Below are 12354 nucleotides of genomic sequence, written 5' to 3'. Positions count from 1 at the left end.
GGTCGCCCGGGCCCTGTGTCAGGGTTCGCGCGGAGGCGACTGCTGAGCGGCGAGAGTGGCCTGGATCGTGCGTGCGACCTCGCTGCTCGACTCGTGCTCCCAGAACCTGAGGACGGTCCACCCCGCGGCGAGCAGGTGATCGGTCGTCTCACGATCCCGTGTCATGTTCTTGCTGAGCTTGGCGCGCCACCACTCGGCATTGGCCTTGGGCTGGGTCGCGTGCACCGGGCAGCCGTGCCAGAAGCAGCCGTCCATGAAGATGGCGACCTTGGCCTTGCCGAACACGATGTCGATCGTGCGACGGGGGAGGCCGGGCACCGGGACGTTCACGCGGTAGCGCAGTCCGGAGGAGTGCAGGAGGCGGCGAACCGCGAGTTCCGGCGCGGTGTCGCGGGAGCCTTGACGGCTCATGCGAGCGGACACCGCGGGAGAGGAGGGGACAGCATCGGCCACGGGGGTATTCTGCCGGCGTCGTCACCATCATGTCCGACGCACGTCCACGAGACGAGAGGCACCCCGGGCGCCGAGTGGGCCTGTGTCCGACGCCCGGGGGAGTGGGCGGCCGAACTCAGCCCCCGTGACACTCCTCATACGCAGCCCCCGACCCGCACCAGCAGCCGGAGCCCCGCTGCGGTGGCCAAGCCACGGCCAGGCCTCGGGCTGCGAGGGTCGTCGCGTACTGGGGGAGCAGGGTCGTGTCCGCGGGGGACGACGCTTCCGAGGCGGCGAAGGCTTCGTAGGAGGGGACCGTGGCGGTGACGATGCCGAGGTTCGGGGTGCCCGAGCCGGCCAGTTCGCGCAGGGACGCCTCTATCGTCGCGAGGTGCTCGTCGTGGGACGGGTACTCGGTGGTGAGGTCCGGGTACGCCGTGGTCAGTTCGGTGAGTTCGGGGGCCGACCAGTGCAGGACCGCCACCGGGAACGGGCGGGACAGCGCCTCGCGGTAGGCGCCCAGTTCGGCCTGGAGCCGGGTGATCTCGGCCTGGAGTTCCGCCGGGTTGTCCGAGCCGAGCGACCAGACCCGCTTCGGGTCGTGGAGCTCGTCCAGGGAGATCGGGGACGAGTGCAGGGTGTCGGCCAGCGCGTCCCACTCGTCGTGCGCCGCGCCCAGCATGCGGCGCACCCGGTGGCGGCCGAAGAGGAGCGGGAGCGTGGAGTACGGGGGTTCCGCGACGTCCGTCAGGAGCAGGGTGGTTCCCTCGGTGAAGGTGTCCTGGGCAGCCTCCAGCTCGTCGTGCGACTCCAGGGCCTCCGCCACGATGACCCATGGGGCCGGGTCGCGCGGGGCCGCGGCCCTTACTCCGTCGATGATCGCGCGGGCCTCGGCCTCGTGGTCGTACTCCCACAGGTTCGACGCCTTGAGGGCGCGTACCAGATACGGCTTGTCCAGGGGAGCGTCCGAGGCGAGGAGGCGGTCGTAGAGGGTGGTGGCGCCGGGGCGGTCGCCGGCCAGTTCGAGGTGGGCCGCTGCCTGTAGGAGCAGGTGCTCGGCGTCCTCCGGGTACAGGCCGGCGGTCCGCTCCAGGCGAGCCGCTTCGGCGGTGTGGTCGACGTTCTCGGCAGGCGTGTCGGGGCGCATGGGGGACACCGTACTGCCGTCGGGCCGTCAAGGAGAGAGACCTGCTGGCCAGAGACGCGGGAGTCCCCGAGGGCATATTCGGCAACGCCGGAAGGTCCGGAAAGGGTGGGATGGTGAGGAGTGGGAGGGGATTGGGGGGAATGTCCGGTGGGATCGGCTCACGCCGTCCCGCCCCTACGCCGCCCCGCCCCCCGCGCCCCCTTCCGCCGTCACGCCGTCAGGCCGTCACCCCATCCACCTGCACCGTCTGCACCGCCCCTGCCGCGAACGGCACCGCCAGGGACTTGCCGCTCAGGTAGGTGTCCGTGCGGGACGTGTAGAGGTCGCCGGTGCCGGAGGTCAGGGTGTTCCAGCGCGGGACCAGGCCGCCCGTGCCGCCGGCGACCGTGGTGAAGCGGGAGAGGTCGAAGGTCAGGGTCTGGGCGGACGTGCCCTTGTTCGCCGCGACGATCACCAGACGCTTCGCCGTCGCGTCGTACGCCGCCACCGCGTAGTCCACGCCCGTGTCCACGATCGTCATTCCCGGGCGGATGTGGCGGCTGAACTGGGCCATCACGTAGAGCTTCGTCTCGACCGCGCCGGCCGTCAGGGTGCTCGCGTCGTACTTGATCATGCCCCAGCCCGCCGTGGGGTCCATCACCTGCCAGTAGACCCAGGCGGTCGGGTGCAGCCAGCGGAAGTCGAGCAGGAGGTTGCTCGCCAGGGTCAGGCCGGTGCCGTCGCCGTCGCCGTACTCGGAGTTCCACAGGACCTTGCGGGAGGTCGTCACGGCGTCCGTGTAGAGGAGGTCACGGCGGCCGCCCGAACCCTGGTAGCCGTGCACGTCGACCCGGTCGACCAGGGCCTTGGTCGTCGAGCCGAAGGAGGCCCATGTCGTACGGGCCAGGTCGTAGCTCGTCTCGTCCGACGCGGAGATCTTCGTGCCCGTCAGGCCCCGCTTGTCCAACTCGCTGCGCAGGTAGGGGAGTACGGCCGACTGGACGGCCGCGTCCATGTGGCAGCCCTCCTGGGTGCCGGTGGACGTCCACCAGGCGGAGGAGGGCTCGTTGAACGCCTCCACGGTGGCGAAGTCCACCCCCCAGTTCGTCCTCGCGTAGAGGGCGACGGCCGCGAGGTGGGAGGCGTGCTGGCGGTAGTTCCAGGACTGGAGGTTGTTGCCGCCCCCGGACGCGCCCGAGGGGTTGTGGTTCAGGCACATCCACCACATCGGGGAGTTGGCGAACAGCTCACTCGTCGCGCCGCGTGCCGTCGCCCTGGTGAGCGCGGCGCGCTGGGTGGCGTCCGCCGTCCACTTCCAGGCCGAGGACGTGGGGTCCTCGTTGTTCCAGTCCTGCCAGTAGCCCTCGATCTGCTTGAAGGAGGGGATGTTCGCGGAGGCGGCCATGGTCTCGCCGCCCACGCTGTTCCAGGAGCACGCGCCGAGGTTGTAGCGGGCGATGTTCAGGCCCAGGCCCGGGCGGGAAACGCCGTTGTACGTCGTCGACCTGGTGGTGAAGAAGAGGTCGGCGAAGTCGTCGCGGGCGCCGAAGACGTTGGCCCACCAGGCCAGCGAGGTGCCCCATCCCTCCCATTTCCCGTACGTCGTCGAGGGGTTGACGGCGATCGTCGCGTCCGCGCGGGCGGTGCCCGTCGCCAGGGCGCCGCCGAGGACCGTACCGCCCGCGGCGGCCAGAAGTGTTCTGCGTCGGATCATGGCCGGTCTCTCCGTCCGTCTCGGCTCAACTCCACTTCCCGCAGGATGAGTTGGCCGTTCCTGTCGACTCGACTCGACTCGACTCGACTCGACTCGACTTCGAACTCGGTCGCCGGTTCGTCCCGGCCGGCGCCCGCCTGTCCCGGTGATGCCATCAGGAAGCATCGGGTGCGGCGCCTGAGGTTGTCGAGGGTTGTGTCAGCCCTTTCTCAAACCGGTGGAGGAAGCCTCACGGCACCCAGGAGCCGCGCGGGGCTGGAGAGTTGGCGGGGTGACGCCTATCGTGCGCCCGGCGAGGGAGGCGTACGGATGCGGGCTCCGGGGGTCGTGCACCACGGGACGCGGCGACGGCGTGCCGCGTACCGGCGAGCCCTCTGGAGCGGAGCCGAGGTGCTCGTCACCGTCGGCGTGGTGCTGCTTCTCCTGGTCGTGCACCAGCTGTGGTGGACCAACCGGGAGGCGCGCCAGGGGGCCGAGCGCAAGGTGCAGGCGCTGGAACGGGAGTGGGGAGCGCAGGACCGGGGGGACGCCGGCCCCGGAGCGAGCTCCGGTCCAGGCGCGGACAGCGGGGGGAGTGATGCGGGGAGCGGTGCGGGGAAGGCCGCAGGGACGCGGGCGGCGGGGCGGACGGACGGGTCCGGATCCGGGGGCGGCAGTGGTCAGGAGCGGCCCCGCTGGTCCCAGGCCTACGCCGTCCTCCGTATTCCGCGGCTCTCCCTGCGGGTGCCGGTCGCGGAGGGCGTCGGCAAGGCGGACGTCCTCAACAAGGGCTATGTCGGCCACTACAAGGGGACCCAGCAGCCGGGGCAGGCGGGGAACTTCGCGCTCGCCGGGCACCGCAACACCCACGGCGAGCCGTTCCGGTACCTGCCGAGGCTCCGGCGCGGTGACACGATCACCGTCGAGACGAACGCCGCCGTGTATACGTACACCGTCGACCGGACGCTTCCGCGGACCTCCGCCCGGGACGTCGGGGTGATCCGCCCGGTGCCGCGCAGCACCGTCCGGCCGTCGTACGGGTACAGCGAGCCCGGGTACTACATCACGCTCACGACGTGCACCCCCGAGTACACCTCCCGTTACCGCATGGCGGTGTGGGGAAAGCTCACCTCCGTGCGGGCCCGCTGAAGCGCGGGGTCCTCTGGCCCGCTCAGGCCCGGCCCCGCTGAGGCGCACGGAGCCCTGGCCCGCTCAGGCCCGGTCCCGCAGCGCCAGGACGCTCGCCGCGGCCACCGCGGCCAGCACCGCCGACACGATGATCGCCACGTTCGCGCCGTGCGCCGGACCGCCGGTGGAGGTGACCAGGGCGATCGTGAGGGCGACCCCGGCGCACGAACCGATGTAGCGGAAGGTCTGCTGGGCGCCGGAGCCCATCGCCGCGCGGGTCGCGGGCACGGACTCGACGGCCAGCAGCGGCAGCGCGGCGTTCAGCAGGCCGCTGCCCGCGCCCGAGAGCACGAAGCCCGGGATCAGCCGGAGCCAGGAGCCCGAACCGATGGCGCCGAGCATCGTCAGGACGCCGGCCGCGTGCAGCGCGAAGCCGAGCGCCAGCTGATGGCGGTGGGAGACCCGGCCGGCGAGACGGCGGGCCTGGAGGGCGACCGTGAAGGCGAGCCCGGACCACAGCAGGAACAGCCACGCGGTGTCCATGGCGGACATCCCGAGCGTCCGCTGGAGCAGCGCCGGCAGGAAGCTGAACAGGCCGATCACCGCGAGGCCCGTGAAGAGCCCGCCCGCCGAGGAGGCGAGGAAACGGCGGTGCCTGAGCAGACCGAGGTCGATCATGGGCGTGCCGCTGCGGCGCTCGACGGCGACGAACACGGCCATCAGGACGAGGAACGCGGCCAGCAGCAGACCCACCGGCGGGCGCAGCCAGCCGTCGCGGCCGAGTGTCAGCGCGGCCACCAGGGACACCAGGGCGAGGCCGAAGGTCAGCGCCCCCGCGAGGTCGGGCCGGCCGCCGCGCGGTGCGCGGGACTCGGTCAGGGCGCGGGTTCCCAGGAGGGCGACGAGCAGGGCGGCGGCGCCCAGGACGGCGTACGCCATCCGCCAGTTCCAGCCGGCGATCGCCCCCGCGAGGAGGGGGCCTGCCGCGATCCCGCCGCTGACGAAGGCGCCCCACACGCCCGTCGCGCGCAGCCGTCCGCGCGGGGTCGGGAAGGCGTGCACGATCAGTCCCAGGCTGCTCGCGAGGATCGCGGCGCTCGCCGCTCCCTGGGCGACGCGGGCCAGGGTGAACAGCCAGGTGGAGCCCGCGAGCGCGCCGAGCGCGGTGGTGAGGCCGAGGGCGACGGTGCCGGCCAGGAAGATCCGGCGGCGGCCGTAGTCGTCCGCGAGGCTGCCGGCGACCAGGAGCAGCGCGGCCAGGCCCAGCGGGGTGCCGTTGAGCAGCCAGGCCTGGGCGGAGACCGAGGTGTGCAGGGCGGCCGCGGTGTCGGGGAGCGTGACCATCGGGGCCGTGTACGTCATCAGGGCCACTGCGGTGGCGGCACTGGTGAGGGCGAGGGTCGCGGTGGCCCGCGGCGCGCCGGGTGCCTGAGGGGCCGCGGGGGTCTGCGGGGCCGCGGTCGTGCGCGCGGGCCGCGTCCTGGTGTCGGGCCGGTCGAGCGGGGTCATGGTGTGCCTTCGCTTCGTCGGTCGGTTCGGTCATTGAACCTTCTGGGCTTCCACCGTAACACCTGGGTTCGGTCAATGAACCGACCTGTCGGAAAGTGGCTACAGTGGGGGCATGGCACTGGGCAAGGACTACGCGACGCAGGAGTGCTCGATCGCCCGCGCGCTGGAGATCGTCGGCGAGCGCTGGACGCTGCTCGTCATCCGCGACGCGCTCTACGGCGTACGGCGCTACAACGACTTCCTCGTGCACCTCGGCATCCCGCGCGCCGTTCTCGCGGCCCGCCTCCAGGCGCTCACGGCCGAGGGCATCCTGGAGAAGCGCCGCTACCAGGAGTCGCCGCCGCGGGACGAGTACGTGCTGACCGACCGCGGCATCGGCCTGTGGCCCACCCTGCGCTCGCTCGGCCTGTGGGGCCGCGAGCACTTCACCGAGAGCCGGCTGCGCTACTTCCGCCACGCGGCCTGCGGCACGGAACTCGGCCCGTACGGCGAGTGCCCCGCCTGCGCCGTGATCGTGCCCGTCCCGGACGTCGAGATGACGCCGGGCCCCGGACTCGACCGGAACCCGGCGGATCCGGTCAGCCGGGCCCTGCTCGCGCCGAGACGGCTGCTGGAGCCGGTCGACACGGATCGCGGCCCGGACGGTGTGGCGCACACCGCGTCCGATTCCGGGCGGTCGGCGCGGAATCTTCCTGTATAACGAACGCAGGAAGACGAGCGCCGCCCACGGGCGCGCGCGCCACGTACGAGAGGAGGAGCGGCCGATGACCCGGAGCTGGGCCCACGCCCGCCCCGCCGCCGTACTGCTGCTTCTGCTCCTCGAGGTCGCGCTCCTCGACACGGGCAGCCTCACCGCCACCGTCGCGCTCGCCGCGACGGCCGCGGCCGGGTCCGCCTTCGTCGCCTGCTCCCTGATCGTGGCGCGCTGCGCGCCGGCCGTGCCGCCCACCCGGGTCCGTACGGCCATCCGCGACCGCGACCGCCGCACGGCCTTCCTGCCGCAACGCGATCCCGACGCCAGTGGACGGCCGCGTCCCCGGGCGCCCGGACACGCCCTCCAGGCGACCGCGTAGGCACCCTCTCCGTTCCGCCCCCGGCGACCGACCGTCCGCCCCGGGTGGCTCCCCACTTCCGGTGACGCGCCCCGAGATGTCCGGTGGCGCGCCCCGAGTGGTCCTTCCTCACGGGTGACCCGCGCGGGTCGTCATGCCGCATTCCGTACGCACGGCACGACGAGACCCCCGGAGGGCTCACGCATGTCCACGTTCATGTCCCTTTTCGCGCACCTGGTCGAGGACCTCGCCGACCTGCTCCAGCCGCTGTTCCACGCCTCGGCGGCCGCCGCGGCGATCGTCCTGTTCACCGCGCTCGTACGCCTGCTCGTGCACCCCCTGTCGCGGGCCGCGGCGCGCGGACAGCGGGCGCGGGCCGCGCTCCAGCCGCGGATCACCGAGCTGAAGAAGGAGCACGGCAAGGACCGCGAGAAGTTCCAGAAGGCCCTGATGGAGCTGCACGCCGAGGAGAAGGTGTCACCGCTCTCGGGATGCCTGCCCAGCCTGTTCCAGATGCCGGCCTTCTTCCTGCTCTACCACCTCTTCTCCAGCTCGACGATCGGCGGCGGGGCCAACACCCTGCTCGGGCACAAGCTGTTCGCCGCGCCGCTCGGGGGCCGGTGGGCGGACGCGCTCGGCCACGGCGGACTCCTCGGACCCGCCGGTCTCGTCTACCTGGGCCTCTTCGCCGTCGTCACGGCCGTGGCCTGCTTCAACTACGTCCGTACGAAGCGGACCACCCTCGTCGCACCGGTGCCGGAGGGGGGCGGAGCGAGCAGGCGGCGGCTCTCGCCTCGGTCGCCAGGCTCATGCCGTTCATGTCGTTCTTCACGCTGTTCACCGTGGCCGTGGTGCCGCTGGCCGCCGCCCTGTACGTGGTGACCAGCGCGGCCTGGAGCGCGGTGGAGCGGGCGGTGCTCTACCGGGACATGCCCGGGGCGGTGCCGGCGGCCGCTGCGCTCGCCTGACGGTGACCCGCCCGGGCCGGTCCAGTCCGTGAACGGGGTCTTGCGGACTGGACGGCGAACTTGGAGGATCGCACGGTCCTCCGACGGCCGCACCCGTCGGTCGACGGCCCGCCACCGAGGGAGATGGTGACCATGAAGCTGCTGCGCGTCGGTACGGCCGGATCGGAGCGGCCCGCGCTGCTCGACAGCGAGGGGACCCTGCGGGATCTGTCGGGCCTGGTGGCCGACATCGACGGGGCGCTGCTCGCCGACGAGGCCGCGCTCGGCCGGATCCGCTCCGCCGCGGCGGCCGGTGAGCTGCCGGTGCTCGACCGCGACGGACTGCGCGTCGGACCGCCGGTGGCCCGGATCGGCAAGGTCGTGTGCATCGGGCTGAACTACCACGACCACGCCGAGGAGACCGGGGCCGAGCCGCCCGCCGAGCCGGTGATCTTCTTCAAGGCCGCGGACACCGTGGTCGGGCCCGACGACACGGTGCTCGTGCCGCGCGGGTCGGTGAAGACCGACTGGGAGGTCGAGCTGGCCGTCGTCATCGGCCGGACCGCCCGTTATCTGGAGTCCGAGGAGGAGGCGCTCGCGCATGTCGCCGGGTACGCGGTGGCGCACGACGTCTCCGAGCGCGAGTTCCAGATCGAGCGCGGCGGCACCTGGGACAAGGGCAAGAACTGCGAGACGTTCAACCCGCTGGGGCCGTGGCTGGTGACGGCGGACGAGGTGCCCGACCCGCAGGCGCTCTCGCTGCGGCTCTGGGTGAACGGTGAGCTCAAGCAGGACGGTACGACGGCGGAGCAGATCTTTCCGGTCGCCGAGGTCGTCCGGTACGTCAGCCGGTTCATGACGCTGTACCCCGGCGACGTCATCAACACCGGCACGCCCGCCGGGGTGGCCCTCGGACGTCCCGAGCCGAAGCCGTTCCTGCGGGCCGGGGATGTCGTGGAGCTGGAGATCGAGGGGCTGGGGCGGCAGCGGCAGGTGCTCGCCAACGCGTGAGCGCTCCGCTTGGTCTGCGGGTGGGTCCGCTCTGGCCGGGGTGTTCTGTTCGGTGCGGGTGCGTTGTGGCTGGTCGCGCCGTTCCCCGCGCCCCCTGCGGGGTCGTGCCACGCGTCGTTCTTTGCGGGTGCTTCGTGGTTGCTCGCGCCGTTCCCCGCGCCCCTGACGGGGCTTCCCCGCGTTGCTCGCGCAGTTCCCCGCGCCCCTTGCCGGGGCGCGGGGAACCGGGGTGTCAGGCGCCCAGGAACTTCTCCAGGGCCTCGACGACCATCTTGTGGTCCTCGACCTGGGGGAGGCCCGAGACCACGACGGTGCCGATGACGCCCGTGTCCGTCACGGTGATCGGGAACGCGCCCCCGTGGGCCGCGTACGTGTCGGGGTCCAGGCGCGAGGACTCCTCGAACGTCGTGCCCTTGGCGCGGAAGCGCGAGCCGACCAGCAGCGACGAGCAGCCGTACCGCTCGACGACGCGGCGCTTGCGGTCGATCCAGGCGTCGTTGTCCGGGGTGGAACCCGGCAGCGCCGCGTGGAACAGCTGCTGGCCGCCGCGCCGGATGTCGATGGCCACCGGCGCCTCGCGCTCACGGGCGAGCTCGACGAGGAGGGTGCCCAGCGCCCAGGCGTCGTCGTGGGTGAACCGCGGGAGCGTCAGGCGGCGCTCCTGCTCCTCCAGCTCGGCGATCTCGGGAGCGACGGGCGCGTTCACAGGGACACCACCACTGACTCGCGGGCGGAGCGGCGGGCCGCCTCCAGGACGTCGAGGGCGGCGGCGGCCTCGTGGGCGCTGACCGGGTTCGGGCCGCCGTCACGGATCGCGGCGGCGACGGCCGCGTAGTACGTGGGGTACGCGCCCGGGACCGTCGGCTCGGGACGGCCGCCGCCCGTCAGCGGTGACTCGCCGGAGCCGACGCGGCCCCACAGCGCCTCGGGCTCGACGCCCCACTCGGTGCCGGCGCCGGGGCGCCTGCCGTCGCGCAGGTCGGCCTCCTGCGGGTCGAGGCCGTACTTGACGTAGCCCGCCTGCGAGCCGAGGACGCGGAAGCGCGGGCCGAGCTGGGCGGTCGTCGCGGAGACGTAGAGGTGGGAGCGGACCCCGTTCTCGTGCGTGATCGCGATGAACGTGTCGTCGTCGGTCAGCGCGCCCGGACGGCGGACGTCCGACTCCGCGTACACCGAGGCCGCGGGGCCGAAGAGGACGAGCGCCTGGTCGACGAGGTGGCTGCCGAGGTCGTAGAGCAGACCCCCGATCTCCGCCGGGTCGCCGGACTCGCGCCAGCCGCCCTTCGGCTGCGGGCGCCAGCGCTCGAAACGGGACTCGAAGCGCCAGATGTCGCCGAGCTCGCCGTCCGCGAACAGCTTGCGCAGGGTCAGGAAGTCGTTGTCCCAGCGGCGGTTCTGGAAGACGGAGAGCAGCAGACCGCGTTCGTCGGCCAGGGCCGCGAGTTCGCGCGCCTCCGCCGCCGTGCCGGCGATCGGCTTGTCCACGACCACGGGCAGGCCGGCCTTCAGGGCGGCGGTCGCGATCGGGACGTGGGTCTTGTTCGGGGACGCGATGACGACGAGGTCGAGTTCGTCGGCGCGGTCCAGCAGGTCCTCGGGCGTGGCGGCGAACCGGAGTCCGTCGCCGAACTCGGCGCGGGCCTGCGCCTCGCGCTCCGGGTTCGAGGTGACGACCGTGTCGAGGGCGAGGCCCTCGGTCGTGGCGATCAGCGGGGCGTGGAAGACGGAACCCGCGAGGCCGTAGCCGACGAGACCCACGCGAAGGGGCGTACCAGTAGCAGTCATGCCTGTCATGCGTCCTACTTTCGCAACGCTGTTGCCAAAGTGCAAGCGCGGGAGACAATGGGGGCGTGAACAGGACCAGTGCGGGTGGGGCCGGGATGCAGGAGATCCCCGGGAATCCAGGTGTACCCCGGAGTTCGGGTGCGTCCCGGGGCCCGGGTGAATTCGCGGACCAGCGCGGGGGTGAGGGCTCGGGCGGGGGCTCGGGTGGCCGCGGGGGCCGGGGCGGGTCCGGGGGCGTCGGGGTTCCCGGGCGGCGCGGTGAGGCCGTGGCGGGTTCCCGGGCCGGAGCGGGATCCGGTGTGGGGGCCGGGGTGGCCGGGGTGAATCTGCCCGCCCTGCGCAGTCACAACGCCGCGCTGGTGCTCGACCTGCTGCGCACGGCGGGAGCCCCCGGCATCAGCCGTCTGGAACTCGCCGAGCGGACCGGGCTCACCCCGCAGGCCGTCAGCAAGATCACCGCGCGGCTGCGGGCGGACGGTCTCGCCACGGAGGCGGGACGGCTCGCGTCCACGGGCGGCAAACCGCGTACGGTGCTGCGGCTCGTGCCCGAGGCGGGGCACGCGGTCGGACTGCATCTCGACCGGGACGAGCTGACGGCGGTGCTCTGCGATCTGACCGGGGCGGTGGTGGCCGAGCGGCGTGCTCCGCTGGATCTGGGGGCCGGGGCCGAGGCGGTGGTCGAGGGGGCCGCCGAGGAGGTCTCCGCCCTGCTCGGCGACGTGTCGCCGCTGGGCGTGGGGGTGGCGCTGCCGGGGCCGCTCGATCACACCCTGGGGGTGCTGCACCGGGTGACGGGCTTTCCCGAGTGGGACGGGTTCGCGCTCAGGGATGCGCTGGCCGGGCGGCTCGGGCTGCCGGTGGTCGTGGACAAGGACACCAACGCGGCGGCGCTCGGGGTCGCGGTGGGCACCGGCGCCGGGCCGGGTTCCGGCGTCGCGGGCGGTGGGTCGTTCGCCTATCTGCATCTCGGTACGGGACTGGGCGCGGGCCTCGTGATCGGCGGGGCCGTCCACCGGGGGGCCCGGACCGGGGCCGGGGAGTTCGGGCACCAGGTCATCCAGCTGAACGGACCGCTGTGCGAGTGCGGGAACCGCGGGTGCATCGAGGTGCTGTGCCTGGACGCGGTGGGCCGGGGGGCCGTGGCCGAGGCGGCCCGGGTGCTCGGCGCGGGCGCGGCGAACCTGGTGGGGCTGCTGGACATCGACCTCGTGCTGCTGGGCGGGCGCACGGTCGCCGCCCACGAGGAGGTCTTCCTCCGGGGGGTCGGGGCGGTGCTGGAGGAACGGGCCCGGCGCGAGGGAGGAGTCGCGTCGGTACCGGTCGGGCCCGCCCCCGGCGGAGCCCGGGGAGTGGCCGAGGGCGCGGCCCAGCTCCTGCTGGCGCCCCTGTTCGGCCGCGGAGACGCCTGAGCGCCCGGCCCCACCGGGGCCGACTCGCCCCGGTCCTCGCTCCCCGGCGCTGGGCCGACCCACCAGGCGGCGCCGGCTCCGGCCGGGCAGGCGGCCCGCCCTCGCGCGGGTCCGGCCGCGGCCGTCCGCCCCGTCCGCCGTACCCGCCCCCGCTGAGGAACCCGCCTCGCCCGTGGCGGCCCGCACCAGGGTGGTCCCTCCCGACGTGCGCCCGCACCGCCGCGGCCCGCCGTGCCGCGGGTCTCCCATCGACACGGGCGCC

Annotated in this window: 11 protein-coding genes and 1 pseudogene; 6 read left to right on the top strand and 6 right to left on the bottom strand. The window is 73.4% G+C overall.

Annotated elements, in window-relative coordinates; all coding sequences use genetic code 11:
• Window positions 1-18: 18 nt before the first annotated feature.
• The 3 genes from WJM95_RS11800 to WJM95_RS11790 all read right to left on the bottom strand — a co-directional run bounded on the left by WJM95_RS11800 (window position 19) and on the right by WJM95_RS11790 (window position 3272).
• Window positions 19-411, bottom strand: coding sequence for a very short patch repair endonuclease (locus WJM95_RS11800; protein WP_339129547.1), 393 nt, complete (start codon window positions 409-411; stop codon window positions 19-21).
• A 157-nt stretch (window positions 412-568) separates the two neighbouring features.
• Window positions 569-1579 carry an SEC-C domain-containing protein gene (locus WJM95_RS11795; RefSeq protein WP_339129546.1) on the bottom strand — a complete coding sequence of 337 codons (1011 nt, stop codon included), beginning with the start codon at window positions 1577-1579 and terminating at the stop codon, window positions 569-571.
• 217 nt (window positions 1580-1796) lie between these two features.
• On the bottom strand, window positions 1797-3272 hold the full coding sequence (locus WJM95_RS11790; RefSeq protein ID WP_339129545.1) for a glycoside hydrolase: 1476 nt from the start codon (window positions 3270-3272) through the stop codon (window positions 1797-1799).
• 309 nt (window positions 3273-3581) lie between these two features.
• On the opposite strand from WJM95_RS11790, the gene WJM95_RS11785 reads away from it, so the two are divergent.
• The gene (locus WJM95_RS11785; protein WP_339129544.1) at window positions 3582-4400 is read left to right on the top strand and encodes a class E sortase; all 819 of its coding nucleotides are present in this window, start codon (window positions 3582-3584) and stop codon (window positions 4398-4400) included.
• Between the two features lie 63 nt (window positions 4401-4463).
• Here the strand turns inward: WJM95_RS11785 and WJM95_RS11780 are convergent, their stop codons facing one another.
• Window positions 4464-5888: an MFS transporter gene (locus WJM95_RS11780; protein WP_339129543.1), complete on the bottom strand. Its 1425-nt coding sequence runs from the start codon at window positions 5886-5888 to the stop codon at window positions 4464-4466.
• A gap of 112 nt (window positions 5889-6000) precedes the next feature.
• Here WJM95_RS11780 and WJM95_RS11775 point away from each other — a divergent pair, with 112 nt between their 5' ends.
• From WJM95_RS11775 to WJM95_RS11760, 4 genes and pseudogenes are all read left to right on the top strand, one after another.
• The gene (locus tag WJM95_RS11775) at window positions 6001-6588 is read left to right on the top strand and encodes a helix-turn-helix domain-containing protein (protein WP_339129542.1); all 588 of its coding nucleotides are present in this window, start codon (window positions 6001-6003) and stop codon (window positions 6586-6588) included.
• 64 nt (window positions 6589-6652) lie between these two features.
• Entirely contained in the window at window positions 6653-6961 is a 309-nt protein-coding gene (locus tag WJM95_RS11770) for a DUF6412 domain-containing protein (protein WP_339129541.1), read from the top strand.
• Between the two features lie 195 nt (window positions 6962-7156).
• Window positions 7157-7908, top strand: a pseudogene (locus WJM95_RS11765) (YidC/Oxa1 family membrane protein insertase).
• Between the two features lie 132 nt (window positions 7909-8040).
• On the top strand, window positions 8041-8898 hold the full coding sequence (locus tag WJM95_RS11760) for a fumarylacetoacetate hydrolase family protein (protein WP_339129540.1): 858 nt from the start codon (window positions 8041-8043) through the stop codon (window positions 8896-8898).
• 232 nt (window positions 8899-9130) lie between these two features.
• Here WJM95_RS11760 and WJM95_RS11755 read toward each other — a convergent pair whose 3' ends face one another.
• Together WJM95_RS11755 and WJM95_RS11750 are read right to left on the bottom strand one after the other, a co-directional pair.
• On the bottom strand, window positions 9131-9604 hold the full coding sequence (locus WJM95_RS11755) for a heme-degrading domain-containing protein (RefSeq protein ID WP_339129539.1): 474 nt from the start codon (window positions 9602-9604) through the stop codon (window positions 9131-9133).
• On the bottom strand, window positions 9601-10692 hold the full coding sequence (locus WJM95_RS11750) for a Gfo/Idh/MocA family oxidoreductase (RefSeq protein WP_339129538.1): 1092 nt from the start codon (window positions 10690-10692) through the stop codon (window positions 9601-9603). The genes WJM95_RS11755 and WJM95_RS11750 overlap by 4 nt, the downstream gene beginning before the upstream one ends.
• A 257-nt stretch (window positions 10693-10949) precedes the next feature.
• Here WJM95_RS11750 and WJM95_RS11745 point away from each other — a divergent pair, with 257 nt between their 5' ends.
• Window positions 10950-12092 carry an ROK family transcriptional regulator gene (locus WJM95_RS11745; protein WP_339129537.1) on the top strand — a complete coding sequence of 381 codons (1143 nt, stop codon included), beginning with the start codon at window positions 10950-10952 and terminating at the stop codon, window positions 12090-12092.
• Window positions 12093-12354 lie beyond the last annotated feature (262 nt).

The organism is Streptomyces sp. f51 (assembly GCF_037940415.1).
Lineage (GTDB): Bacteria > Actinomycetota > Actinomycetes > Streptomycetales > Streptomycetaceae > Streptomyces.
Note: the sequence above shows the minus strand (reverse complement) of the source record. Positions and strands in the feature narration are given on the sequence as shown.